General features: G+C 68.5%; 27 protein-coding genes and 1 tRNA gene. 17 read left to right on the forward strand and 11 right to left on the reverse strand.

The window, feature by feature from the left end; translation table 11 throughout:
- The 8 genes from VIL76_RS10180 (at window position 1) to VIL76_RS10215 (ending at window position 6,857) form a co-directional block, all read left to right on the forward strand.
- Window positions 1-432 (forward strand): biopolymer transporter ExbD, encoded by a 432-nt coding sequence (locus VIL76_RS10180; RefSeq protein ID WP_332044913.1) that lies wholly within the window; start codon window positions 1-3, stop codon window positions 430-432.
- Window positions 433-448: 16 nt separating this feature from the next.
- On the forward strand, window positions 449-1,162 hold the full coding sequence (locus tag VIL76_RS10185; RefSeq protein WP_332044914.1) for an energy transducer TonB: 714 nt from the start codon (window positions 449-451) through the stop codon (window positions 1,160-1,162).
- Window positions 1,163-1,282: 120 nt separating this feature from the next.
- Window positions 1,283-2,101, forward strand: coding sequence for a LytTR family DNA-binding domain-containing protein (locus VIL76_RS10190; RefSeq protein WP_332044915.1), 819 nt, complete (start codon window positions 1,283-1,285; stop codon window positions 2,099-2,101).
- A 54-nt stretch (window positions 2,102-2,155) separates the two neighbouring features.
- Window positions 2,156-2,232 (forward strand) — tRNA-His (locus VIL76_RS10195).
- 686 nt (window positions 2,233-2,918) lie between these two features.
- A complete protein-coding gene (locus VIL76_RS10200; RefSeq protein WP_332044916.1) occupies window positions 2,919-3,302 on the forward strand; it encodes a response regulator in 384 nt (127 codons plus the stop codon).
- Window positions 3,299-4,381, forward strand: a complete 1,083-nt coding sequence (locus tag VIL76_RS10205) for a YaiO family outer membrane beta-barrel protein (protein WP_332044917.1) — start codon at window positions 3,299-3,301, stop codon at window positions 4,379-4,381. Before VIL76_RS10200 ends, VIL76_RS10205 begins: the two co-directional genes overlap by 4 nt.
- Window positions 4,382-4,425: 44 nt before the next feature.
- Window positions 4,426-5,430, forward strand: a complete 1,005-nt coding sequence (locus tag VIL76_RS10210) for a HEAT repeat domain-containing protein (RefSeq protein WP_332044918.1) — start codon at window positions 4,426-4,428, stop codon at window positions 5,428-5,430.
- On the forward strand, window positions 5,430-6,857 hold the full coding sequence (locus VIL76_RS10215) for a glycosyltransferase (RefSeq protein WP_332044919.1): 1,428 nt from the start codon (window positions 5,430-5,432) through the stop codon (window positions 6,855-6,857). Before VIL76_RS10210 ends, VIL76_RS10215 begins: the two co-directional genes overlap by 1 nt.
- Here VIL76_RS10215 and VIL76_RS10220 read toward each other — a convergent pair.
- From VIL76_RS10220 to VIL76_RS10235, 4 genes are all read right to left on the reverse strand, one after another.
- Entirely contained in the window at window positions 6,841-7,101 is a 261-nt protein-coding gene (locus VIL76_RS10220) for an Hpt domain-containing protein (protein ID WP_332044920.1), read from the reverse strand. The two genes, VIL76_RS10215 and VIL76_RS10220, sit on opposite strands and share 17 nt — an antisense overlap.
- Complete coding sequence (locus VIL76_RS10225) at window positions 7,098-7,472, reverse strand: response regulator (RefSeq protein ID WP_332044921.1); 375 nt, start codon at window positions 7,470-7,472, stop codon at window positions 7,098-7,100. Before VIL76_RS10225 ends, VIL76_RS10220 begins: the two co-directional genes overlap by 4 nt.
- A gap of 4 nt (window positions 7,473-7,476) precedes the next feature.
- Window positions 7,477-9,891: a CHASE3 domain-containing protein gene (locus VIL76_RS10230; protein ID WP_332044922.1), complete on the reverse strand. Its 2,415-nt coding sequence runs from the start codon at window positions 9,889-9,891 to the stop codon at window positions 7,477-7,479.
- Between the two features lie 131 nt (window positions 9,892-10,022).
- On the reverse strand, window positions 10,023-11,150 hold the full coding sequence (locus tag VIL76_RS10235) for a hypothetical protein (protein ID WP_332044923.1): 1,128 nt from the start codon (window positions 11,148-11,150) through the stop codon (window positions 10,023-10,025).
- A 576-nt stretch (window positions 11,151-11,726) separates the two neighbouring features.
- Here VIL76_RS10235 and VIL76_RS10240 point away from each other — a divergent pair.
- On the forward strand, window positions 11,727-12,302 hold the full coding sequence (locus tag VIL76_RS10240) for a DUF4126 domain-containing protein (RefSeq protein ID WP_332044924.1): 576 nt from the start codon (window positions 11,727-11,729) through the stop codon (window positions 12,300-12,302).
- Window positions 12,303-13,106: 804 nt separating this feature from the next.
- Window positions 13,107-14,855 (forward strand): PAS domain S-box protein, encoded by a 1,749-nt coding sequence (locus tag VIL76_RS10245; RefSeq protein WP_332044925.1) that lies wholly within the window; start codon window positions 13,107-13,109, stop codon window positions 14,853-14,855.
- A 9-nt stretch (window positions 14,856-14,864) separates the two neighbouring features.
- Here VIL76_RS10245 and VIL76_RS10250 read toward each other — a convergent pair whose 3' ends face one another.
- Window positions 14,865-15,224: a response regulator gene (locus tag VIL76_RS10250; RefSeq protein WP_332044926.1), complete on the reverse strand. Its 360-nt coding sequence runs from the start codon at window positions 15,222-15,224 to the stop codon at window positions 14,865-14,867.
- Between the two features lie 193 nt (window positions 15,225-15,417).
- Between VIL76_RS10250 and VIL76_RS10255 the strand changes: the two genes are divergently transcribed.
- From VIL76_RS10255 to VIL76_RS10265, 3 genes are all read left to right on the forward strand, one after another.
- Window positions 15,418-16,332, forward strand: a complete 915-nt coding sequence (locus VIL76_RS10255; RefSeq protein ID WP_332044927.1) for a LysR family transcriptional regulator — start codon at window positions 15,418-15,420, stop codon at window positions 16,330-16,332.
- 72 nt (window positions 16,333-16,404) lie between these two features.
- A complete protein-coding gene (locus VIL76_RS10260; RefSeq protein WP_332044928.1) occupies window positions 16,405-17,100 on the forward strand; it encodes a pirin family protein in 696 nt (231 codons plus the stop codon).
- A 50-nt stretch (window positions 17,101-17,150) separates the two neighbouring features.
- The gene (locus VIL76_RS10265; RefSeq protein ID WP_332044929.1) at window positions 17,151-17,567 is read left to right on the forward strand and encodes a DoxX family protein; all 417 of its coding nucleotides are present in this window, start codon (window positions 17,151-17,153) and stop codon (window positions 17,565-17,567) included.
- A 57-nt stretch (window positions 17,568-17,624) separates the two neighbouring features.
- On the opposite strand, the gene VIL76_RS10270 is transcribed toward VIL76_RS10265, so the two are convergent.
- Entirely contained in the window at window positions 17,625-17,966 is a 342-nt protein-coding gene (locus VIL76_RS10270; RefSeq protein WP_332044930.1) for a helix-turn-helix domain-containing protein, read from the reverse strand.
- Window positions 17,967-18,065: 99 nt separating this feature from the next.
- Between VIL76_RS10270 and VIL76_RS10275 the strand changes: the two genes are divergently transcribed.
- On the forward strand, window positions 18,066-18,944 hold the full coding sequence (locus VIL76_RS10275) for an NmrA family NAD(P)-binding protein (RefSeq protein ID WP_332044931.1): 879 nt from the start codon (window positions 18,066-18,068) through the stop codon (window positions 18,942-18,944).
- Between the two features lie 11 nt (window positions 18,945-18,955).
- Window positions 18,956-19,348, forward strand: a complete 393-nt coding sequence (locus VIL76_RS10280; RefSeq protein ID WP_332044932.1) for a hypothetical protein — start codon at window positions 18,956-18,958, stop codon at window positions 19,346-19,348.
- 99 nt (window positions 19,349-19,447) lie between these two features.
- Here VIL76_RS10280 and VIL76_RS10285 read toward each other — a convergent pair whose 3' ends face one another.
- The 4 genes from VIL76_RS10285 to VIL76_RS10300 all read right to left on the reverse strand — a co-directional run bounded on the left by VIL76_RS10285 (window position 19,448) and on the right by VIL76_RS10300 (window position 22,196).
- Window positions 19,448-20,050 (reverse strand): glutathione binding-like protein, encoded by a 603-nt coding sequence (locus VIL76_RS10285; RefSeq protein ID WP_332044933.1) that lies wholly within the window; start codon window positions 20,048-20,050, stop codon window positions 19,448-19,450.
- Window positions 20,051-20,096: 46 nt separating this feature from the next.
- Window positions 20,097-20,657, reverse strand: coding sequence for a porin family protein (locus tag VIL76_RS10290; RefSeq protein WP_332044934.1), 561 nt, complete (start codon window positions 20,655-20,657; stop codon window positions 20,097-20,099).
- A 77-nt stretch (window positions 20,658-20,734) separates the two neighbouring features.
- The gene (locus VIL76_RS10295; RefSeq protein ID WP_332044935.1) at window positions 20,735-21,202 is read right to left on the reverse strand and encodes a MaoC/PaaZ C-terminal domain-containing protein; all 468 of its coding nucleotides are present in this window, start codon (window positions 21,200-21,202) and stop codon (window positions 20,735-20,737) included.
- A 124-nt stretch (window positions 21,203-21,326) separates the two neighbouring features.
- Complete coding sequence (locus tag VIL76_RS10300) at window positions 21,327-22,196, reverse strand: LysR family transcriptional regulator (RefSeq protein WP_332044936.1); 870 nt, start codon at window positions 22,194-22,196, stop codon at window positions 21,327-21,329.
- A gap of 91 nt (window positions 22,197-22,287) precedes the next feature.
- Here VIL76_RS10300 and VIL76_RS10305 point away from each other — a divergent pair, with 91 nt between their 5' ends.
- Window positions 22,288-23,157 carry an MBL fold metallo-hydrolase gene (locus VIL76_RS10305; RefSeq protein WP_332044937.1) on the forward strand — a complete coding sequence of 290 codons (870 nt, stop codon included), beginning with the start codon at window positions 22,288-22,290 and terminating at the stop codon, window positions 23,155-23,157.
- Between the two features lie 30 nt (window positions 23,158-23,187).
- Window positions 23,188-24,204, forward strand: a complete 1,017-nt coding sequence (locus tag VIL76_RS10310; RefSeq protein ID WP_332044938.1) for a zinc-dependent alcohol dehydrogenase — start codon at window positions 23,188-23,190, stop codon at window positions 24,202-24,204.
- Between the two features lie 18 nt (window positions 24,205-24,222).
- On the opposite strand, the gene VIL76_RS10315 is transcribed toward VIL76_RS10310, so the two are convergent.
- Window positions 24,223-24,684: a MarR family transcriptional regulator gene (locus tag VIL76_RS10315; protein WP_332044939.1), complete on the reverse strand. Its 462-nt coding sequence runs from the start codon at window positions 24,682-24,684 to the stop codon at window positions 24,223-24,225.
- Between the last annotated feature and the right edge of the window lie 66 nt (window positions 24,685-24,750).

Raw genomic sequence — 24,750 nt, forward strand, 5'->3', positions numbered from 1 at the left:
ATGGCTGCCAAACTTTCGGGCGGCGGCGCAGGCCGGTACCAGGAAGAGCAGAACGCCGAGATCAACGTCACCCCCTTCGTGGATGTGATGCTCGTGCTTCTGATCATCTTCATGGTGGCCGCGCCGATGGCGGCGGTGACCGTCGAGGTCGCCCTGCCGCCGGCGGTGGCTCCGCCTTCCGCCAACCCGCCCAAGCCGGTGTACATCTCGATCAAGCCAGATGGCCGGATCTACGTGCAGGACTTTCCGTCCGATCTGTCCACCCTGGGTGACGATCTTCGCGCGCGGCTCGGCGAAAGCCGGAACCCGACGAAGGAACGGATCTTTATCCGGTCGGACAAGGACACGCTCTACGGCGACTTCATGGGCGTCATGAACATGCTGCAGGACAACGGCTTCTACAGCGTGGCCCTCGTCGGCGAAGAGCTTTAGCGAGGGGTGTTGAGACATGACTGACGCAACACCCGAAGAAGTCCTTCACCATCGTCACAACCCGTTCGACGATCCGAAGCCGAAGACCAGCCGCAGCCTCATCATCACCATCGTGGTGTCGGTGGCGGTGCACGCGATCCTCGGCGTGTATCTGTGGAAAACCCGGTTCGAGCCGAAGTACCGCGAGTACTCCGACGAGATCACCGACGTGGAGATCGTGAAGCCGCAGGCGCCTCCGCCGCCTCCGCCGCCTCCGCCTCCGCCGCCGCCGAACACGCCGCCGCCGCCGCCGCCGAAGCTGCAGCCCAGGCCGCCGGTCGCCGTACCGGACGTCCCGTCGATCCCGCCGCTGCCGGTCCCGCCGGTCGAGAAGCGGATCGAGGAGCCCCGTCCGCCCGCCCCGCCGCCGCCGGAGCCGCCGCGTCCGTCCGTGATCACCAACCCGGACTGGATGCGCCGCCCGAACGCGGAAGACCTGTCCCGGTACTATCCGGAACGGGCCCAGCGGATGAACCTGGAAGGCCGCGCGACGATCAGCTGCTCGGTGCGCGCCAACGGCACGCTCGAGAACTGCTCGATCATCAACGAGGACCCGGCTGAAGCCGGCTTCGGTGAAGCGACTATCCGGGCCTCCAAGCTGTTCAAGATGCGGCCGATGACCAAGGACGGCTCGCCGGTCGAGGGGGGCACCGTACGGATTCCCCTGCGCTGGGTGCTGCCGAAGGGCTAAAGGCCACTTTGGCAACCGCAAGCAAATCGCCCCGGAGGCCAACAGGCTTCCGGGGCTTTTTCTTTGCCATTTCGCCGAACGCCCGCTCTCATCCCCCCTGACAGCGGATGGGGGAGGGCCGTGACGGAGCCGCAGGCGCCGAAGGTGGGCAGAGGCCGGGGAGGCGATCTCCTGTTCCTCGGGGTGTCGGCGGCCTCGGTGGCGGCCGTCGTCGTGCTCAACGCCTTCAACACCTTCCATGACCGCGCCCGCATGGGCGACGAGATCGGTTTTTGGGAGCCGCTCGTCTGGGAAGGGTCCAGCGGCCTCATCGTTCTGGCCCTTACGCCCGCGGTCATGGCCTTCGTCCTCCGCGCCTGGCCGCTGGGCCGGCCGCTCTGGCGCACGGTGGCGCTGCATGCCGCGGGCGCGGTCGTCTTCTCGCTCGTGCATGTGACCGCCATGGGCCTGGCGCGCAGCGCGATCTACGCGCTCGTCGACGCCCGGTACGACCCAATGGGGCCTCTAGCCGATTGGCCCTACGAGTTCCGCAAGGACCTGATCGTCTACGCCGCTCTGGTGGCGCTCTACGTGCTCTGGCGGCTGCTCGGCGCCCGGGCCGCGCCGACCCAGGCCGCCGGAGCGGGGATCCTCGAGGTGCGTGACGGCGCGCGCCGCCACTTCGTCCCGCTCGCCGAAGTCGAATGGGTGGAGGCGGCCGGCAACTATGTGGAGCTCCACCGGCCGCAGGCCAGCCTCCTGCACCGCGCCTCACTGTCGGAAATGGAGCGGCGGCTCACCGATGCCGGTTTCGTGCGCATCCACCGCTCGCGCCTCGTCCGCCGCGAGGCCGTGGCCGCCATCGAGTCGAAGCCCGCGGGCGACTTCATCGTGCGCCTGCGCGGCGGCGGCGAGATCGCGGGCAGCCGCCGCTACCGGCGGCCTCTGCTGGCCGACTGAGCGTGCGTCTTGATCGCGCCACGTCGGCCGACTAGAAAGCCCGCTCGCGAAGGCGCCGCCCTAGCTCAGTTGGTTAGAGCGCCAGATTGTGGCTCTGGAGGTCTCCCGTTCGATCCGGGAGGGCGGTACCATCGACTAAGTGAGTGAAATGGCTGGGGTTTTGGCCTTTTCGACTCTCTTCCAGCCCTCCAGATTCTGCTGCAACGTGTTGCGTGTTGCACACCTGTTGTTGCACTTGTCGTTCCACGGACGTTCTCGGTCCGAAGTGCTGGCCGTCGCACATCTTGCAAACCGCTCCCGAAACCTGGCCGAAGATGGAGGCGCGGTCCGTCAGAGCCTGCTCGCGATGGCCGAGGTGTGGAGGCTTCGGGAAGAGCGGGATCGCGCCCTCAAGGTCGCCGAGGAACCCAAGCACGCCTGGGTCATTCTCCGCCTTGGCGGCCCCCAAGCCCTGCATCCCCTACCGGCCGCCACAGTGACACAGCGCTAGCCCCCGGTCCTGTCCCCATGGCCGGGGGTTTTTCGTTGGAACACCGGCTGCCCTGCGCCAGTTGTGGGCCGCGCGACCAGCGTAGACTATCGGAAGCTAGCAGGCCCCCGGCGTCCCAGCCCGCCGGGGGCTTTTCGCGCGGTCAGGGTGAACTCGCGACGGCATCGAGGGCATCTCCTGTGGCCGGACCCAAGGCTCCTCAGTGTTCGGAGCGTGCGCCGTACTGCGGCGCGCACAGTCCCACAACCGGAGGCAGCGCGACCTTAGGTCCAATCTGCACGTCAAGGGGTCTTTGGTACGGCCAACGCTCGCAAGCACGAGCCGCCAATGTCCGCCTCCAGCGTCCTCATCGCAGACGACGATCCGCTGCTCCGGGCCATTCTCGAGCACAAGCTGAGTGCGGCCGGATACCAGGTGACCAGCGTCGAGGACGGCCGAGCTGCGCTCGATGAGGTCGAAGCGTTGCGCCCGAACCTGGTCGTGCTCGACGCGATGATGCCGGTAATGGACGGCTTCGAGGCGCTGCGCCGTCTGAAGGCCAACCCCTCCTTGAATGACGTCGCCGTTGTGATGCTCACGGCGCTGAAGCGAGACGAGGACATCCTGAGCGCCCTGAAGCTGGGCGCGGCGGACTACCTCGCCAAACCCTTCAATCCTGACGAGCTCGTCGCTAGGTTGGACCGCTTGGTCGGCCAGCGGAGTGGTGTGTGAGGGTATTCGTCGCGGCGGCATGGGTCGCCCTGGTTCCGGGTCTCGCCCACGCACAGAGCCCATCCACCGACTATGAGCAGGGTCGCCAGTTGCGGCTCGCCGGCCGACCCGCCGAGGCGGTCGCACGACTGGAGGCGGCGGCGGCGGCCAATCCCCGCGACGCTGACATCTGGCTGAACCTGGGCCTGGCCTATTCGGACGCCCGGCGCTTCGCGGACGCAGAGCGCGCCCTGGACGAGGCGCTGCGGCTCGCCCCCGACTACCCCGACGTGAAGCTCGCCCGGGCGCGGGTCGCCTACTTCCGCGAAGATTTCGCCGAGGCGCAACGGCGGCTGGCGGCGACGCCCGACAGCGAGGAGGCGCGCACCCTGGGCGGCCAGATCTCAGTCGCCCGGCGAGCGACGCCGCGCTGGCGCCTCGACGCCTTCGTGAGCCGCGCCGACCTCACAGAGCGGCTTCCATCGCAGACACGGGCCGGGTTGGCTGCGACGCGGGGCCTGGGCGGCGGGCGCCTTGCGACAGTCTCGGGCGAATACGCGCGCCAGTTCGGCCGCGAAGACGCCTACCTCGAGGGCTTGGTAGGCGCGCGCCGCGGCTATCTTGCCGTGGGCGCGACGCCGGACGCCGACTTCCGTCCCGAATGGCAGGTGCGCGGCGGGCTCTACGCGGATCCCGTCTCGGTCGGCTTGGAATGGACGGCGCAGGTCGGCGCCGACGCGGCCTGGTCCCGCTATCCCACAGGGGACGTCCGCACCGTGCAGCCGTCGCTGACTCTGGCGCGCGGCGATGCGGCGCTGATCACGGCGCGGTGGATCAACACGCTCGACGAGCAGGACGACTATCGTTCGGGCTACGCGATCCGCGGCGTGTTCGCCGTCATGCCGCACCTGCGCCTGTCGGCCGGGTGGGCCGATGCGCCGGAGTCCACCCAGGGGATCACCACCGACGTGCGGGCCGCGAGCGTCGGCGTGGCGGTCGAGCTGGGACACGACCTCACCCTGCGCCTCGATGCGGTCCACGAGATGCGCCCGGCCTACGATCGCGACGAGCTCACCTTGGGCATGACCCGGCGGTTCTGAGCCCGTTGTCGCTCCTGTCTCTCATCTGGGCCGTAGCCCTGGCGATGGCCGTCAGCGCGCTCGCCTGGATGGCGACCCTCATCGCGCTCAGGCTCGTCAACGTCCGCAAGACGGTTCGGCGCAAGGCCGACCGCGCGGCGGTGGAGCGTGCCCTGATCGGGGTGATGCAGGGCAAGGGTGACGCCAACGCGCTGCAGCCTTACCGGCAGCGCGCGCGGCTGATCGCCGAGACCCTGCTGGACTTCATCGGCATCGTCCGGGGCCAGGACCGCCAGGCGGTGGTCGACGCGCTCGAATCCCTGGGCGCCGACCGCATCCTGCGGGCCCGTGTGACGCGGGGCTCGCTTGCCGGGCGCCTGGCGAGCATCGAGGCGCTCGGCGTATTCCCCGGGGCGGAGACCCAGCATGTGCTGTTGCGCGCCAGCGACCGCGGCCCCCAGGGACTGCGGCTCGCGGCGCTGCGCTCGCTGCGCCAGGCAGGCGGCGAAGTCCGCGCGAGCGACGTGCTTCAGCGGGTCGGCGCCCAGCGCCTGCGTCCGTCGGGCGGCGTGGCGGAGTTCCTGCGCGAACTGGTGGCCGACGATCCGGCGTGGGCCGCTGCAGCCCTGTCCGGCGAAACCCTTGCCGCCGAGCCGCGACTGATGCTGCTGGAGGCGCTCGGCGAGGCGGGGGCCTACGAGGCGATCCCGGTGTTCACGACCTATGCGGCGTCTGAGTGCCCGCGTATGCGTGCGGCCGCGGTTACCGGACTTGGCAAGCTGATGCATCCGGCGGGGGAGGCCTGCATCCGCTCCGCGCTGGACGACAGCGAATGGGAGGTGCGTTCCGCCGCGGCGAAGGCCGCCGGCGACGCGCGCCTGGCGGGGTTGCTCGATCCGCTCGCAATGCGGTTGGCCGATGAGGTCTGGCGTGTGCGTCACCAGGCCGCCCATGCGCTGGCGAAGCTGGGGCCGGGCGGCCGTCAGCGCCTCGAGGCGGCGGCAGGCTCCGGAGGCGGCGGCGTCGCGGCGCGGGCCGCGTCGCTCGCCCTGGCGGAAGCGATCACCTGATGGACGCCGCCGCCGCCGCCCTGATGGTCACCCAGTTCGCCGAATCCATCGCCTGGTTCGTCATCGCATCGGGCCTGCTGCAGAACATCTTCCATGTGTACCAGCTGCTGTTGGCGGGCCGGGCGCTGCGCCGCGACCGCGGCATCGCCGAGACGCGGCAGCTCTGGCGGCGCTACGCGGAGGCCGCGCCACCGATCAGCCTGCTGGTGCCGGCCTATAACGAAGAGCTCACCATCGTCGAAAGCCTCCGCTCGCTGCTCTCGCTGCAGTACCCCAGCTTCGAGGTGGTGGTGGTCAACGACGGCTCCAAGGACGGCACCCTAAAGGCCCTCGTTGAGGCTTTCGACCTGGACGCGGTGGACCGAGACTACGAGGCCGTTGCGCCGCACAAGCCGATCCGCGCGATCTACGTGGCGCCGAAGCAACCGCGGCTCGTGGTGGTCGACAAGGAGAACGGCGGCAAGGCCGATGCGCTCAATGCGGCGCTCAACCTTTCCCGCGCCTCCATCGTCTGCTCCATGGACGCCGACAGCCTGCTGGAGCCCGACGCCCTGCTGCGCGTCGTCCGACCGTTCGTGGACCACCCGCAGGAGACGATCGCGGTCGGCGGCACCGTCCGCGTGGCCAACGGCTGCGAGATCCGCTTCGGGCGGGTGTCGCGCGTCGGGGTGCCGCGCAACTTCCTGGCGCTCGTCCAGACGATCGAATACCTGCGCGCCTTCCTGATGGCGCGCCTGGCCTGGAGCGAGCTGAAGTCCCTGCTGATCATCTCGGGCGCCTTCGGCCTGTTCCGCCGCGACGCGGTTCTGGCGGTGGGCGGCTACAGCCTGGGCACGGTCGGCGAGGACATGGAACTCGTCGTGAAGCTCCACAAGCACTTCCGGCGGCTGGGCGAGCCCTACCGCGTGGCCTTCCTGCCGGAGCCGGTCTGCTGGACAGAGGCTCCGGAGACGCTTGGCGTGCTGGGCCGTCAGCGGGCGCGGTGGCACCGGGGTGCGCTGGAGACCTTCCAGCGGCACGCGGACATGCTGTTCAAGCCGGGCTACGGACGCGTGGGCAGCCTGGGTTTCGGATACATCCTGCTGGTCGACGTACTCGGGCCCTTCGTTGAGCTCGCCGGCTACGTCCTGATCCCGGCGTTCTGGCTGCTGGGGGTGCTCAATGTGCAATACCTCTACGCCTTCCTGGCGATCAGCTTCGCCTTCGGCGTGGTGATCAGCGTCGGGGCCCTTGCGCTGGAGGAGCAGGAGCTCCGCCGCTTCCCAAGCGCCGGCAGCCTCGGCGTGCTGCTGTTGGCCGCGATCGCGGAGAACTTCGGCTATCGCCAGATCAACAACTTCTGGCGCGTCCGTGGCTTCTGGCAGTTCGTCACCAAGCAGCACAGCTGGGGCGCAATGACCCGGCGCGGCTTCACCCGCGGCGGATGACGGCGCGGAGCTCGGCGTTCAGCGCCTCCAGCGCCCCCGGCGGTGCGGCTTGTCCATCGTGAAGCGCCTGGTCGACCACCGCCGCGAGACGGCTGAGCTCATGGTAGCCCAGTGTGCCCGCCGTCCCGGCGAGCCTGTGGATCACGTCCGAAGCGGCCTCGACGTCGGCTGTCTCCAGCACGGTGAGATCATCCTGCGCGCGCACGACGAACCTGGCCTTCAAGGAGGCGAGCGGATCGCTCATGCACCTTCCACCAGCCGGCGGACATCGGCGGCCAAGGTCGCGGCCTCGAACGGCTTGGTGATGATGCCGATCGGGCCTGCCTCAAGGAGTCGCTTGTGCTCATGCGGCTGCGCCCTGGCGGTGACGAAGATCGCAGGCGTGTGAGTGAAGCGCCCTGTCGCGCGGAGCGCCGCCAGCAACTGCGGCCCGTCCATGCCCGGCATCATCACGTCGATGAGGAACAGCTCGGGGGCCCAGCTCTGATCCTCGACCAGGCGCAGCGCATCGGATCCGTTCTCGGCGAGGCGCACGTCGAACGACGGATCGAAACCGAGCGACATCTCCGCGATCTCGCGAATGAACGGATCGTCGTCGATGTAGAGCACGCGCATCGGGTCAACCTGCCGTTTCGACCGGCCGGGCCAGCTTCTTAACGGTGCGCGTCAGCGCGTCGAAGCTGACCCGAGACTTGGTCAGGACCGCCTCGACCTTATGGATCACGGCCGAGTCGATCTCCTGGCCCGAGTAGATGATCACCGGCGGGCTGGTTCCGCTCCGCTGGAGGTCGGGCAGCAGGTCGAGGCCGCTGCCGTCCGGCAGGGCGATGTCGAGGATCACCAGGTCGGGCGCACTGGCCAACGCCTGGCGGGCCTCGGCGAGGGAGTGGGCGGCGCGGACTTCGCCGAACCCTTCGAGGGCGGCGGCCACGACGTCGGTGAGGTCCACGTCATCGTCCACATGGAGGATCTCCACGGAGCGACGCTGTCCCAGCGCGCCGGCCACCGCCCGCTGCAGCCGTTCCGGTTCAATCGGGGTCGTGATCCAGTCCGCGATCGGCAGAGTGGAGACCGCCTGACCGGGTTCGCCCGCGACGATGATCACAGGCGGCAGGTCCAGCTCGGGGTCGGCTCGCAGGCTCTGGGCGAGCGAGAGGCCGTTCCCGTCGGTCTGTCTCAATCCCATGAGCAGAGCGCGGTACCGGTGCGACCTCAGTGCGGCCTCGGCTTCCTCGACGGCGCCAACCGCGACCGACGTGAAGCCCTGCTGCTCGAGCGCCTCGCGAAGCGCCGCAGCGGACTTGGCGTCGGGCTCGCAGATCAGCACCTGTGCAGCCGGCGGGGCGGCCGATCGTTCCGGCGCAGCGATCGGGAGGGTCAGCGCGAAGACCGCGCCTTGCGCGCTGCTTTCGGCGAGCTCCAGGACTCCGTGATGGAGCTCGGCGATCTCGCGGGAGATGGCCAGGCCGAGGCCCGAGCCGCCAACGCTGCGGACCGCCGATCCGTCGGCTTGGGCGAAGCGCCGGAACAGCAAGGCCTGGAACGATTCCGGCACCCCGGGGCCCTCGTCTCGGACGAGGAGCGTTGCCCGGTCGTCGGTGCGTTCTACCCGAAGCTCGACCCGGGCGCCCTGCGGAGAGAACTTCACGGCGTTGGAGAGCAGGTTCACGGCGATCTGCACCAGGCGGTCTTCGTCGCCGCGGACAGTTACCGGCTCATCAGTACGGTGAAATTCGATCCGCACCTGTCGTTCGGAGGCGAAGCTGCTGATGGATTCCGACGCGACCTCCGCCACCTTCCGCAGATCGAGCTGGCGATACTCGGGCTGGATCTTGCCGGATGCGATCTTCTGCATGTCCAGGAGATCGTTGATCAGGCGTACGAGGCGATCGCACGAGGCCTTGGCGATGTGGACGAGGCGACCCGCCTTTTCGGGGAGCTGGCCGGCCGCGCCCGCCTGCAGCAGTCCCAGCGACCCCGCGATGGACGTGAGGGGCGTACGCAGTTCATGGCTGACGGTGCTGACGAACTCGTCCTTCAGGCGCTCCGCCTCCTTGCGCTCTGTTATGTCCCGCAAGGCGGCGACCAGGTGTACGCCGTCCCGCAAGCGCATGGCGCCAAGGGCGACCTCGACGGGGAACATGCTCCCGTCCTTGCGGCGGGCCGTGAACTCGCGCGGGAGGCTTAGGGCGGGGTCCCCGCGCAGCGCAAGCCGGCGAAGGAAGAGCCCTTCGCCTTCAGCGAAGTCCACCAACGTCGAGCTGTCGCGGCGTATGAGCTCGGACCGCTCGTAACCGAACATCCGCTCAGCGGCAGTGTTGCAGGTCTCGATTGAACCGCTCGGGTTCAAAGTCACCAGCGCATCCATCGTGCTGTCGAAAACGGTCCGCTGCCGCGTGGACTCCTGCTCCACCTGCTCCAAGAGACGTTGGCGGTTGCGGTTGTGGCGGGCGACCATCGCGGCCGCGCCGCCCAATACGCCCAGCAGCAGCAAGACGAGCAGGAGCGCAGCGAGCTGGACCTGCTGGCGGCGCTCTCGGTTCAGCCGCAGCTGTGTTTCGAGCTCGATGGACTCGGCCGACACCATGTCTGTGACGGTCAGCCTGATGGCGTCCATCGCCCGCTTGCCGCGTTCGGAGCTGACGAATTCGGCGGCCTGGGTGGCTCCGGCGCTACGGCGCAGCGCGATCCCCGTCGTCATCAGCTCCGATTTCGCATCGATCTGCCGGCGCAGGAGGTCGAGCCGCGCCTTCTGCTCGGGGTGGTCGCTGAACTGCGCATCGAGCACGCGCAGCTGCGCGTCGAGCCGCGCCGTTGCATTTGAGTAGGGCTCGAGGAACGCCTCCTTGCCCGTGATGATGAAGCCGCGTTGACCGGTCTCCGCGTCCTGCAGGAGGGAGAAGACGCGCTGGACCTGTTCGCGGGTCTCGTAGGAGCGCTCAACACGAGCGCCGAGCTGTTCGGCGCTCCTGAGGCTGCTGAACATCAGGGTCGCGGCCCCGAAGACCGTCAAGGGGATCAGCGCCAAGGCCATTGCAGCCCCAAGGCGCCGGGCACGGGACGCCGGTGGGCGGAGGTGCGGGCGGTCAGGCGACGAGGACATCGGCGACCTTGTCGCAGCCGCCTCGCTGGAAGGCCAGCAGCACTACCAGCGTTATCGTGTCGCTACAGCGACTGGGCTCGTTTCGAACGTTCGGCCGCGAGACGCCGGTCAGCGGCGTCGGACAGCCGACTCCTGTCGGCCTGCCGGCGGTACTGCACGAAGCTGGAAGGGCTGCCGTGCCCCATCATTGCGGCGCCTTCCGCGTCGCTGCAGCCGGACAGGGCGAGCTCCACGCCGCGGGTGTGCCGCAGGCCGTGAAGGTCGTAACCCTTGCCCCTGATCCGGCCCTCTGCGGCCAGCAGCTCAATGAGCTTCGCAAGCTCCTGGCCCAGACCGTCCTCCGTATAGGGGCGGCCTGAAAGATTGTAGACGAGCGTGCTTGGCTCGAACTCACCGCCGGCTTTCGGGAGCTTGCGCCCCTGGCGCGGCGTGCTCGGCGGCGAATCCGGCGTCAGGGAGAGCCAGCGCGTCAGGTGGGCGTCTTCCGGAATGTCGACGAAAATCCTGCGTTTCCCGGAGAGGAAGCGGAAGCGCCCGTCCTGCCGCGCGGAGCGGGGCATGCGCACCAGGTCTCCTCGCCGCGCTCCGGTATATCGGGCGATCGCGATGGCGCGCGCCAGCCCGAAACGCTTCCGAAGGAGCGCCTCTTCCATGACGATGCGGAAGACGCTCTCTGGCCACGCGAGGTGCGGTTCCTCCAGTTCCCGCGGCCTGCGGACCAGGCCAACGATGGGGAACGGGTCCGCCGTGAGCGTCCCCATGATGATGGAAGGCTTCAGGACGTTCTTGAGGATCTGGAGGCGGATGTTCGCGGCGCGGTGCCCGCGCTGCGCCCAGAGACCCTTCAGCCGGAACACGAAAGCTGCCGTAAAGGTGCTGATCGGCACCCGCCCAAGGTCGGCGTCGAACTCCTTCAGGATCAGCCGGTATTCGTACTTCGTGGATGCGGCCAGGTTGATGAAGTCGGGGTTCTCGAGTTCGTACGCGCGGACTGCGCTTCCGAGCGTCGTCGGTGGAGGAGCGAACTTGACGGCCGAATGCAACGAGAGCTCGGCAATGAGGCCCTCGACGTGGGCGGAGAGGGCATCTTGCGCCAGGCCGTCCGGGAGTCGCACGCAGGGCAAGCCCTTCTTGCGAAGGTAGAGCTGCACGCTGCCGTCGCGACGCCGGATGCGGTTGACGTACTTCATGGGATTCCCACCGCTTCCTCCAGGGGGTAAGACGCGCGGCGAGCAGGCTGCCGCAGGGCCCATGAGCGGAAAAATTCCCCAGCCACTATCGGGCGCGCGGGAGTGCTCGGATTGAAGCGCCTGACTTCCCTTTACCGGGTGCGGCGGCCGGAGCGTCGCGCCACGGCGGCGAGGCCAGCCTCCACGAGCTCTGCGTCTCCGGACGGCGACGCCCTTAATCGCACTTCGGGAATACGCAGCAGGAGGTCGTCTATGTCGGCCTTTCGCCAGCGACGCAGGCGCAGCCCGAGCCGCAGCGGGCAGGCGCCTTGGCTCAGGAGCAGGCGTTCCGCCGAGCGAGGGGACATCCCGAGGTAGGCTCCCGCGGTGCGGCGGTCCATCAAGGCAGGCCAGGGGCGGGCATACGGCTCGGGTTGCACAGAGATTCAACGGCGCACGCGCGCCTCCGCTGCGCGATCGCGTGAAGACTTGCGGGAAGGTAGTGCGCAGCTCGGCGGCGTACGCTCTTGGTCGCGGTCAATGCGACCTGCGAGGCGCCTCGGGCGTTCCCCGACCATGGAAGCGTGGTTACTCCCCGTGCTGCTGGGTCTGGGACTGGCGGCGTCCGCCGGTCTCAAGACCTTCGTCCCGCTCCTCGTGATGGCGGTCGCCGCCCGGTTTGGGCTGTTCGGCTTTGAACTTGCGGGGCCCTTCGCCTGGCTGGCGTCATCGGGCGCACTGGTCGCGCTGAGCCTGGCGACCGCCGCTGAACTCGCAGCCGATAAGATCCCGTTTGTCGACCACCTCTTGAGCCTGGTGGGCGTGATCGCGCGCCCTGCGGCGGGCGCACTGGCCGCCGCAGCGGCCTTCAGTCACGCCGATCCGGCCATCGCGGCCTTAGCGGGCCTGGTGATCGGCGCACCGACCGCGTTGGCGGTGCACTCCGCGCAGGCGACGACGCGCGTCGCCAGCACCGCCTCCACAGGCGGGCTGGGAAATCCCATCATCTCCCTCGTAGAAGATGTCGCTGCGTTCGCCTCAGCGCTGCTGGCGCTGGCGGCGCCGCTGCTCGTTCCGCTGCTGCTCCTCGTCGTGGGGATCGTCGCCTGGCGAGCCATCGCAGTCGTTCGCGGGGCGAGCGGTCGCGCCCGGGTGCGGCGACGCGCCTACTGAACTCTTGGTCTGCTACGCCTTGTGCAGACACCCCGAGACCTGACGGTCGCTTGCTCGGGTAGCCGAAGGCCGCCGCACGGCAGCCGTTGGTTCTCCTGCCCCCGAGGACCGTCGGAAGTTCAGCTAAGGGTGGAAAGGCCAGCGCGGCAGATCACGGCGCGCGGACGGCGGTGTGTATTTGGCGGTCCCCGTCGAAGACCTAAACCTCGGAGCAGGTGGGGTGTTGGTGGAGCAGCCTCTCGCCGGCAGCAACGGCCTGGGCGTCGGTGGCCAGTTCATGGGCCTCGAACGTCGGTGTCGAGCCGTCCGGCCGACGGCAGAAGAAGGTATACAGCGGCAACGGCTAGGCTCCGTCGCAGACGCACTCGTCACGAGGGCGCTCGGCGACAGGGGGTGCGGGGGTGGTAGCCCCCGTGCGATCGATCTGGAAGAGTTGCGTGCCGGGGATGCCGACTTCGATACATTCACAGTTAGGATAGCGTTCTAGAAGGGCGTGGACCGTGGGGAATACGAGCTCGGTCGCGGTGACCATGACGGTCCGCACCGACGGGACGACGTCCTTCATGAACATCCGCAGGCGGTACACGGAGCGAAAATAGAAGGCCCGTCGCACCACCCATATCTGGCCAAAGGTCCGTATTGCACAGCTCGTGGCCCCGCGGGGTTGAACCTTGTTGCGAGGAAGAGCGCGGCAGCTACAAGCCGCAAATCTCCACGGTCGCAGGCCGGGTTCCCTGCGTCATGCATCCATGTACTGACGTGCGGGTTTTCCACGACTGATCAACGGCAGGGACAGTGCGCGCAGTGCGAAAGCCGACCGCAGGGAGCCCGCGTCTCGACGACCTCTTGGAGAGTATCAGCGACGGGTTCTACGCAGTCGATATCGACTGGCGTTACATCGTCTTCAACCGCGCGGCGGAGGAATTCTTCGGCGTCTCACGGGACCAGGTGCTTGGCCAGGTGATGTGGGACGTGTTCCCGCAGGGGCGTGGAACGCCTTTCGAAGCGGCGTGCCGGGCCGCCATGGACGAAGGTACGATCACGCGGTTCGAGACCAACTCGGCGTTGCGCCCGGACCGGGCGGTGGAACTGCGCATCGGCCCACTCAAGGGCGGCGGCGTCACGGTCGCGCTGACGGACGTAACGGAACGGGCGCGCGCCGCTGAAGAGCTTCGACAGGCTGGCGAGCGGAATTCGCGGCTGGCGGCTGAACTGGAGGCGGTCCTCTCGCAGCTGGCGGAAGGGGTGATCCTGGCAGCTGCCGACGGCAGGATCCTGTTCATCAACGATGCGGCCGAGAGGATCCATGGCGTGCGGGCCCTCGGGGTGATGCCTGAGGATTATACGACCACCTATCATTTGTTCACCGATGACGGTCGCCCATACCCCTTCGAGCAGCTTCCCTTGATGCGGGCCGTACGAGGCGGTGAGAGCGTGCTGGACGCCTCCTGGCGGATCCACCGGCCCGATGGGTCTGAGGTTCGGGCCAGCGGCTCTGCGCGCCCGATAGTTGACGAAGCGGGCGAACGGATTGGCGCCGTCCTCACGGTGAGGGATGACACCGAGCGTCAACTTGCAGAAGAACGCCTGCGCGAGACCACCCAGCGTCTGGACGCCATCCTCAGCAACACCCGGATGGCCATCTTCCTGATGGATGAGCGCCAGCACTGCGCCTACATGAACGACGCCGCAGAGCGCCTCACGGGCTACCGATGGGAGGAGACGCGCGGCCGGCCGCTGCACGACGTGATCCACCACACCCGGCCTGACGGCAGCCATTACCCTCTCGCCGAATGCCCTATCGACCGCGCCTTCCCTGAGGATCATCAGCAGCAGGGCGAGGACGTGTTCGTGCACAAGGACGGACACTTCTATCCCGTCGCGTTCACCGCCAGCCCGATCCGGGACGACCGGTCCAGAACCGTCGGCACTATCATCGAGGTGCGTGACATCAGCGAAGACCGACGCAACCAGCAGGCGCGCGAACTGCTGATGCACGAGGTCGATCACCGGGCGCGCAACCTCCTTGCCGTCGTTCAATCGGTTGCGCAGCTCACCCCGGCCCAGACCGTGCCGCAGTTGCGCGAAGCGCTCCTGGGCCGCATCAGCGCGCTTTCCCGGGCCCATGCGGTGCTTTCCCGAAGCTCGTGGGAGGGCGGCGGCCTGGCGGAGATCGCGCATCAGGAGCTGTCGGCGTTCACCGGGCCTGAGCGGTTCGAGCTTTCCGGTCCCGCAGTCATGCTTCCCGCGCGGCAGGTCCAGCCACTCAGCATGATCCTGCATGAGCTTGCCACCAACGCGGCCAAATACGGGGCCTTCTCGGAACCGGATGGACGGGTTTCGCTGCGGTGGGACGCGCAAGGCGATGGCGCTCTCCTCCTGCGGTGGGAGGAGCGAGGGGGACCCGCCGTTGCGGCGCCCAGCCGCACCGGCTTCGGCAGCCGGCTCATGGAAAGTCTCGCAAAGCAGCTCGGCGCGAAGCTGGACCTGGCCTGGGCTCACGAGGGGGTGCGCGTGAGCCTGGCGTTCCCACCCGGGGGGCCGCCGGATTAGCGTCGGATCCTAGGCGCCGGCGGCCTCGCAGGCGGCCGCGAAGATGCGCCGGTTAATCGGCTTCTCCACCACCAGTGCCCGCGGCTCTGATTGCAGCATGGACGCGTTTCCGGTCACGAAGACGTAGGGCACCTCACCGAGTTCGGTCGATATCGACCTCACGGCCTCAAGACCTGTTCCGCCATGGATCCGCATATCGGCGGTTATCAGGTCCGGACGGCAAGCTTTGGCGCTGCTCAGGGCCTCGGCGGGACTGTCGGCGAAGGCGAAGCTGGTGAAGCCCATCTCACGCAGGAGGTGCTCGACCTCCAGCGCAATGAGCATCTCGTCTTCGATGATGAGCGCGTGGCGCCGATCAGTGTCCGCCATGAGCAGTCCACAAGTGGAGTGACGCAACGCTCCTACCATCTGGTGACGCTTGGGCAAGGGCGGGAAGCCCATCCCGAGGGGAGTTGCGGCCGAGGCTTTCACCAATTGACCGGATGGCGGGCGACCACTTGCCGCCTGATCAAGCTTTCGCGCACGCTTTATCATTGAGCGGCTTTGCTTCGTCGGGTGAACGATGGACCTCAACCAGACCGTGGCTTTCGTCGAGGTGGTGCGCGCCGGCACCTTCGTGGGCGCGGCGCGGCGGCTGAACCTGCCGAAGTCGACTGTGAGCGCCCGAATTCAGGCGCTGGAGACCGAGCTGGGGGCGGTGCTGCTGCGTCGCTCGACGCGGCAGGTGTCGCTGACGGTGGAAGGCCGGGCCTATTTTCAGGCGGTCGCCGACGCCGTGGACACCCTCAAGGCGGCGGCTGCGGCAACGGCCAATGAGCTGGGCGTGCTGTCGGGACGTATCCGGCTCACCGCGCCGCTCGAGTTTCCGCACGAGATCCTGACCACCACAGTCCGCGAGTTCCGGTCCCTGCACCCGAAGGTGCAGTTCGACATCATCCTGACCAACGAGGTCGTGGACCTGGTCGCGCAGAACGTGGACGTGGGGCTCCGGTTCGGCGAGCCGGGAGGCGCCGGCCTGATCGTACGCAAGGTCGGGACCTCGCGCTTCGGCTTCTATGCGAGCCCCGCCTACCTGGCGGTCTATGGTGCGCCGGCCAGCCCCGATGACCTTGCGCGCCACGCTGTTCTGACCTTCTCCTCGCCGGAGGGGAGCCGGTCCCTGACGGGGATGGTGTCGCCGGGACGGCAGGCGGACGCTCCGGCTTCCTCGAACAACATGGGGCTGTTGCGCGACCTGGCGCTTGCCGACCAGGGGATCGTGGAGCTGCCGGAGTCGGTGGTCGCGAGCGAGGTCGCTCGCGGCGAGCTGGTCAGCTTGCTTGAGCCCTGGCGGGGGCCGCCGGTGAACCTGAACCTGGTCTTCCCATCGCGGCGCGACATCACCCCCCGCGTGAAGGCTTTCGCGGACCACCTGGCCGAGTTGTTGCGGCAGGATAAGCCAATCCAATGGACACAGTACCCGGCTAAGTCCGCCTAGTCGGTCGAACCGCCAAGGCTCAGCTTCAGGAGGCGCGGGGGCGGACCCGCGAAAACTGAAGGTGAGACCCACATGCTGGACCTGCGCCCGTACGAAGAGCTCGGCTCCGAACGCCTGAGCTGGCTGACGCAGAAGCTCCACTTCTCGGTCGGCTCCTACTTCAATCCTGAGCGCATGGGCTGGAGCTCGCTGCGCGTCTGGAACGACGATGAGATCGCGCCGGGCGCGGGCTTTCCCCTCCACGGTCACATGGACATGGAGATCGTCACCTTCGTGCAGCAGGGGGCGATCACCCATGCCGACGATCTTGGCCATTCCGGGCGCATCGAGGCGGGCGACGTGCAGGTGATGTCCGCCGGCTCCGGCATTCGGCACTCCGAGTACAACCTCGAGTTCGAACCCACCCGCATCTTCCAGATCTGGATCACACCCGCAGCGCGGGGCGGCCGCCCGTCCTGGGACACCCGGCCATTTCCGCGGAGCGGTCGTGAAGGCCGTTTCGCGGTCTTGGCCAGCGGCTTCAACGACCCGGAGGCCCTTCCGATCAACGCCCCCGCTCGTGTCGCGGCGGCGACGCTTCGGAAGGGTCAGGACGCCGAGTACGCGCTGGCGAATTCGCGGCGCGGCTACCTCGTGCCCCTGAAGGGGCGGATCGAGGTGAATGGCCTGGCCGTGGGAGAGCGCGACGGCCTGGCGATCAGCGAAGAGGATCTCCTGCGCGTCCGCGCAGCAGACGACGCCGAGGTGGTCCTGGTGGACCTGCCCTAGGCGCAAAGCCGGCTCCACCGGAGCCTTTCATCCAGCGATTGGAGACTGAGATGTCGGACACCCAGACAACCTGGGCCGAGCGCGCGCGCGCGGCCCTGCGGATCATTGCGGGCCTGCTGTTCCTCGCCCACGGCCTGGTCAAGCTGACCGGTTTCCCGGCGGGAGCGGAGCCCGGGCAGGTGGAGCTGGCGAGCCTTTTCGGCGCGGGGGCCGTGATCGAACTGGTGGGTGGATCGCTGCTGGTTATCGGCCTGTTCAGCCGGCCGGCCGCCTTCCTCATGAGCGGCGAGATGGCCGTCGCCTACTTCATGTTCCACGCGCCGGCGAGCTTCTACCCGGCCGTGAACGGTGGCGACGCCGCAATCCTGTTCTGCTTCATCTTCCTCTACCTCTCCGTCTCAGGGCCGGGCGCGTGGAGCGTGGACTCCCTGATCGGCAGCGCGCCGCGCAGCGTCGTTCAAGCCTGAGGATTGACGTCCCGAGGCGATGTACGGGGCGCCCCATGGAGGGCGCCCCGCTTCTTGTCAGCTAGTGGGCCGCTCCCTGTCGCGGTGGGCGTGGTACGCCAGGCCCCACTCTGCCATCGCATCAAGAACCGGACGTAGCGACGCCGCTAGTGGCGTGGCCGCATATTCGACATGCAGCACGCGGCCGGGCCATTCGGTCCTGATCACCAGCCCGTCACGCTCCAGTTCCCGCAACTGCAGCGACAGCATCCGCGGGCTCACCTTGGTCAAGCGCCGCCTGAGCTCGCCGAACCGCCTTGGTCCTTCAAGCACGTGCAAGAGGATCAGAGGTTTCCATTTTCCCCCGACCACCTCGACCGTCAGGTCTACGGAGCATCGTCCATCGATCGCCGGCATCATCCCTCGCAGTATCGCTCATGTAACCAGTATCAAGACGCTCTCTTATTTACTCTCAATATCTGGACGCCACATCACACAGATCACTGTGGAGCCGAATAGATGTCCAGAAAGAGAGTAGTCGTAACCAGCGCCTCCGGCGTGCAGTCGCGGGCGGTCATCACCGCTCTCGCGGCGGCGGGGCATGACGTCGCTGGACTCACCCGAGGCGGCGAGAAGGCCGCCCTGGTGCAGGCCGCAGGCGCCGCCGCGGTCGTGGCCGACCCCCTGCGTCCCGACAAGCTGGCGGCCGCCTTGGAAGGCGCGCAGGTCGTGGTATTCACCCCGCCGGTAGATTACCGGCCGGGTGTCCGCGAAGCTTTGGCGGAAGCCCTGGCCCTCGCCGCGAGGAGCGCTGGCGTCGGACGTCTGATCCTCAATAGCGGCGCGTACGCCTTCGAAATTTACGATCGGCCGGTAAGCGCCACCCTTCGCGCCGTGCGGGAGATCCTGGGATCCTCCGGAGTGCCTTTGACGGTGCTGCACTCCACGGTCTACATGGAGAACCTGCTTGGCCCCTGGGCCCAGGAAGGGCTTGCTCACGGGCGCCTCGCGTACCCCTTGCCCGCGGATGTGAAAGTCTCCTGGATTTCCCACCGCACCCTTGGCGCTGCAGTCGCGGCTGCCGCGGATCGGCAAGATGGCGAAGGCGAGACCTACCTCCTGGGCGGGCGCCAGGCGCTGACGCTTTGCGAGGTGGCTGACGTACTGGCGCGCCATCTCGGAAGGCAGGTGGTCGCGGAGGCCATGTCGCCCGACGCGTTCGCCGCGGTGCTTCACGGACATCTCAATCCGCCTGCCGCACAGGGTGTGGCGGACTACTACCGCGCGGTCGCGCGCTTTCCCGATGCCTTGGCCCACAGCGATCTGGCCCGCTTGGGGGTCCAGGCGGAAGCGCTGGAGGATTGGGCGAGCCGGCAGCCATGGTCCTTGGCCCGGTGAGCGGCTCACCCATGCGCGGGTCCCCCACTCGGCAGGTGACCCAGTTCCACGCATTCCTCGAGGCCTGGCTCTCGGGCGCGGTCGTCCGGCCTGGAGCTCTCGATCGCACCCTTGCCGCCTTCGCGCCGCAATTCCGCTGCGTCGATCCGGAGGGGGGCGTGCAGACGCGCGCCGACCTCGCGGGCTGGCTGCTCGGGGCGCGGGGCGCAAGGCCCGGCCTTCGCATCGAGGTGACGGAGCTCGAAGAGGTATGGCGAACGCCGACCGCGAAGCTCTGCTCCTACAGGGAGAGCCAGGCGGCGCCGGACGGCCGCAACGTCCGGATCTCGTCGGCGCTGTTCGTGCGCGAGGGGCGCGAGCCATGGCGCTGGCTCCACGTCCACGAGAGCTGGGCGGAAGGGTGAGACCGGCGCCAAGCGGTTTAAGGCAGCTCGCCGCGACCGGCGGGTTCGAGCCGTGCGCAGGCCGACCGGAGAGTGTGAAGCGAGTGGGCTTCGAGATCCTCAGCCGGTTGCCTCCGCAGCGAGAGCCTCGCGGACCGCGCGACGTGCTCCGACCTTTGCGAGATAGGCCTGGAGCCGTGGGAAGGCTGTGAGTTCCACCTTGTGGATCGAAGCCCAGCGAAGGATGGTGAAGGCGTACGGGTCGACGACCGTATAGGTTTCGCCGGCCAGGTGCTCCGAGCGTGCGAGTTGGCGATCCAGGCTTTCGAGGCGGGCATTGAGCTTCTCGATCGTCTGAGCGCGGACGGCCTCGCTCGGGCGCAGCCAGAGCGGACCGAAACCCTTGTGAACCTCTGTGGCGATGAAGTTCAGCTGCTCGGCCACGCGGAAGCGCTCGAGCGTACCGGCCGGAGGGAGGAGGCCGGCCTCCGGACCCTGCTCGGCGATCCAGGGCAGAAGGGCCGCGACCTCGGTGAGGATCTCTCCGGAGTCGAGTTCGACGGCGGGAACTGAGTTCTTCGGGTTCACGGCCGAAAAGGCGCGGCCGCTTGCGGTCGTGCGGGTGCGCATGTCGACGAGGTCCAGGGCGAAGGGCAGTCCGGTCTCACGCAGTACGATGTGGACGGCGAGCGAGCAGGCGCCGGGGGCGTAATACAGTCTCATGGGAGGCTCCTGCCCGGGCGGCCGAAGCCGCCCGGGGTTGAGGGGACTAGAAGCGGCGGACGTAGGAGAGGCTCCAGGCGTCGAAGCTGGCCTCGTCGTCGTTCTCGTAGCGGGTGTAGCCGGCCCGCAGGCCGTTTCGATCATCCAGGAAGTACTCGGCGCCCACTCCGGCCGCCCAGAAGCCGGCGTCCTCGTCGAGGCTGAACCTGGTCGCCCCTTGCCGGGCCTCGCCGCTGAAGGCCCCGTGGGCCGCGCCCGCCCGGCCGAAGACGGAAAAGCGTTCGGTGATGGGCAGCCGCGCCACCCCGAAGACGCCAACCAGATAGTCCAGGCCGAAATCACCTGTGATCCGGTTCGCTCCGGTCCCGGTCGCGAAGTCCTCGTCCTTCACGCCGAAGGATCCCTCCGCCTCCACGGCGAAATGAGGCGTGAAGGCATAGCCGCCACGCAGCGTGATCGCGCCGAGGTTCACGTCCGGCTCGTCCGAGGTGGTCAGGTGCGAATATCCCGCGGACGCGTAGACGCCCACGTCGGCGGACTGGGCGAGGGCGGCGGTGGGTAGCAGGGCGGTCGCGGCCCACACGGCCGCAAGGGTGCGGAGTTTCATGTTCTTCTGTCTTTCTCTCGATGAAGGGGGTGGGGCGCGAGGCGCGCAGGGGGAAGATGGGCCCCGCGCCCCGGTGGTCACTCGGCGGCCAGGGCGGCCGAGCGTTGTGGGACGACGATGCGAACCCGCATCGTCATCAGCACCTCGTCACGTTCGTTGATCGTCTCCAGGTCGACGGCCATCGTCCCGATCGGCCGTCGGGGGTCGGCCTCGATCTCAGCGACGCGGCCGAGCACGCGCAGGGTCTCGCCCGGGCGGACCGGCCGTTTCCAGCGCACATGGTCGATCTCCTTGCCCACCAGGCCCCAGGCATGGCCGATCTCGGCGTCGACGATCAGCCGATGCATGAAGGCCATGGTCAGGTAGCCACTGGCGGCGAGGCCCTGGAACACGGGGTGGGAGCGGGCGCCGTCCGGATCCGTGTGGAAAGGCTGTGGGTCCCAGAGACGCGCGAACTCCGTCGCGGTTTCGAGGGTCAGGGTGCGGGCGGCGGTCTCGAACGTCTCACCGACGCGAAAGTCTTCGAGGTATCTGGTGTCGGACATGCTCGCCCCCTGCTGTCGTCCTGAGCTCGTGCTCAAGCTTGGCCAGAGGTACGTACGGCGGCGGCTGGCGAGTAGCTGGCGGTTGGTGGTCGCTGTGTCCAACTGGGTGGACGACGGCGCTGCGTCAGCCGAGTCGCGCCGCGAGGTGATCGGCGAAGGCGCGCACCCGCGGGGTGATGTCGCGCCGGGATGGGAACACCAGGTGCATCACGATGGGCGGGCCCTCCCAGCCGTCCAGCAGCCTCACCAGGCGTCCCGCCTTGACCTCGCGCTCGACCATGGGTTCAGGCAAGGCGACGACGCCGGCGCCGCCGGCGGCAAGCTCTCGCAGCAGCGCGAGATTATTGGACACGATGGTGGCGTCGGGCCGGCCACCTTCGGCGCCCTCCACCAGCAGCGAGCGGCTGCCGTCGGCCGCGGAGTAGGCAAGGCGGTCATGGGCCACCAGGTCCGCCACGTCGCGGGGCCGGCCCCGACGGGCGACATAGGCGGGGCTCGCGAAGAAGCCGAAGCGGCTCTGGCCGAGCTTGCGGATGATCAGCCCGGCCCCGCCCGGGTCTCCGAAGCGCAGGCCCAGGTCGACGTTGTCGCGCACGAGGTCGACCATCTCGTTGCTGAGCAGCAGCTCGAACTTCACCTTCGGATGCTGCGACTGGAAGGAGATGAGCGCCGCCGACAGCACGTCGCGGGGGAATTCCAGGGGCGCGGTGAAGCGGATGAGCCCGGAGAGCACGCCCGCGTCGGGCGCGCTGGCCGCCTCCGCCTGGACAATGGCGTCGACCGCCTCCTCCACCTGGGCGAAGTAGGCGCGCCCCTCAACGGTGAGGGTCAGCTGCCGCGTGGAGCGCTTGAGCAACTGGGCGCCAAGACGGGTCTCGAGCGCCTGCACCCGGGCGCTCACGGTGGACTTCGGTACGCCGAGGCGCCGCGCCGCAGAGGCGAAGCCGCCTGCGCGCACCACCTCCACGAAAACGCGGGTCTGGTTCAGATCCACTGTCCATCCTGCTGAACGAAGCATCCCGTCCGGCCAGGATACCGGTCGCCAGCAAGCTGCGCCATACCGGCTCCGAACACGGAGCCAACCCATGTGGAAGTCCTTGAGCCGCGTCCTCGCAGCCCTCCTCGCCGTCAGCGCCCCGGCGGCCCGCGCGGTGGAGCCGACGCGCGTCGACATCCTATGGCTGGGCGGCCCGACCATGCTGATCCGCTTCGGCCCGATTTCGATCCTCACCGACCCAGTGCTGGGTGAGGGGCAGGCGGCGTTCCGGATGTTCGATCCGAACACCGGGCGTCCCGACGGCGTCCACGCCCGTGTGCGCCCGATGCCAAAGGCGCCACGCCTGTCGCCGGACCTCGTGCTTCTCAGCCACGACCACGAGGACCACCTCGACGAGACGGCGCGCGGGCGGCTCGCAGGTGTCGCGCCGTTCACGGCTCCTGCGAGCCAGGTGGCTGGTTTGCAGTCGAAGGGCGTCCGGCGGGCCTCGGCGCTGCGCTGGGGCGAAACTCAGATCCTCACCCGTGAGGGATACGAGGTCAGCATCACGGCCGCGCCCGCGCGACATTCCACAGACCCAGCGGCCGCCCAGGCGCTGGGCGAGGTGAATGGATACCTCATCACCTTCCGCCGTGGCCCCTTCCAACGTTCGCTATACTGGACCGGCGACAGCTTCCCCCCGGACCGGCGGGAGTTGCTGCCGGACCTGCTCTGGCCGGACCTCTTCGTGCCGCATCTCGGCGGAGTGGGCGAGGGCGGGCCCTTTGGGCGTGTGAGCATGGCGGCGGAAGACGCGCTCGCCTTCGCGCGCCTGGTGCGCCCGACAGCGGTGCTGCCGATCCATCACTCTACCTTCTCCCTCTACCGGGAGCCCGTGGAGGTGTTCCTGCGGGCGTCCGCCCAGGAGCCCTGGCGCACGGAGCAGCTCTCGGAGGGCGATGTCCTGACCCTGCGCTGAAGCCCGCGGTTCTTCCAGAGGAGGCGCCGCATGCGCCAGCTGACTGTCGTCGCCGCCGGCCGCGTCCAATGGCGCGAGGTCCCTGAGCCGACCCTGGCGGAGCGCCACGGAGCCCTGGTCCGCCCGCTCGCCGCTGCAGTGTGCGACTTCGACAGGGCCGTGATCGCTGGCGACTACCCCGCCCTGCCATACCCGATCGCGATCGGCCACGAGATGGTCGCGGAAGTGGTCAAGCTGGGCGAAGAGGTGCGCACCCTTAGGCTTGGCGCGCGCGTTGTCCTGCCCCTGCACATCTCGTGCGGCGCATGTCCCAGCTGCCGCGCTCGCCGCACGAACAGCTGCCAGGCTCGCCCGCCGCTCTCCAACTACGGGCTGGGCGCGCGCGGAGGCGATTGGGGCGGGGCGATGTCGGACCTGGTCTACGTCCCGTGGGCCGACCACATGGCGGCGCCGCTCCCGGCCGGTTTGACGGCGTTGGACTGTGCGGCGGTGGGTTGCAACCTCGCCGACATCCACCGGACGCTGTCGCCGCAGCTCCAGCGGTTCACAGATCCCGCTGTGCTCGTCGTGGGCGGCCGGGCGCACAACATGGCCCTGTACGCCGTGGTCATGGCCAGGGCGCTGGGCGCCAGGCGTATCGACTTCCTGGACGACGACGCCGAGCGGCTGGAAGAGGCGGAGAGACTCGGCGCGAGACCGATGCGGATGGGCCCGTCCGAGGGCCGCAGCTATCCAATCGTGGTGGAGTGCGGCGGCGCGCCCGAGCGTCTGGCGACCGCGCTAGGCCGCGTGGCTGCAGATGGAGTGTGCACGCCGGTCTGGCCTTATGCGGAGAGCTTCGCCGTCCCGGTCGGGGCCATGTTCTACCGCAATGCCACCCTGGTGACCGGCCAGCCCCACGCCCGTGCGCACATGGACCCGGTGCTCGACCTGATGCTTCGAACCGGCATGAGCTCCACCTCCATCCCGGTCGAGGTGTTGCCGTGGGCCGAGGCTCCCGAGGCGTACGGGCGGGGAGGTATCAAGCGCATCTTCATCCGGGAATGAGCCGTGATGTTATATCGGTCACGTTCGGCGCGGGCCGGCGATCCGGCCGAGGAGCTCGGCGAGCTGGGCGGCTTCGCGCTCGGAGACGCGCTCGCCTACGGCTTCACCGATCGCCGCCGCATAGACCGGCCACATGCGCCTGCGCACGCCGCGGCCTCGTCTCGTCGGTGCGACCAGGTGACCCCGTGCGTCGTCGGGGCAGGGGCGGCGCTCCAGGAGCCCGGCGTCGACCATCCGTTCCAGAAGGCGCGAGAGATTGTACTGCGGAAGGAGCAGCTCCGCCTGCAGCTGCCGGGGCCGCAGGGGCCCCTGGCGCTCGAGTTCCAGAAGGACATCGTACCATTCCAGCGCCGGAAGGCCCGCGTCCTTAAGCCGGGTCTCTACCAGGCCGAGGGCGACCTGGTGCGCCCGCAGGAGGCGGGCCCAGGCCATCTGGATCGCTTCGGACGGGGTTGGATCGATGCGGGTCGGGTTGCTCATATCGATGCATATGCATCGGACTTGACAGTCGATGCAAGCGCAACGAAATTGATGCAAGTGCATCGA

This window comes from Phenylobacterium sp., from assembly GCF_036563285.1.
Classification (GTDB): domain Bacteria; phylum Pseudomonadota; class Alphaproteobacteria; order Caulobacterales; family Caulobacteraceae; genus Phenylobacterium.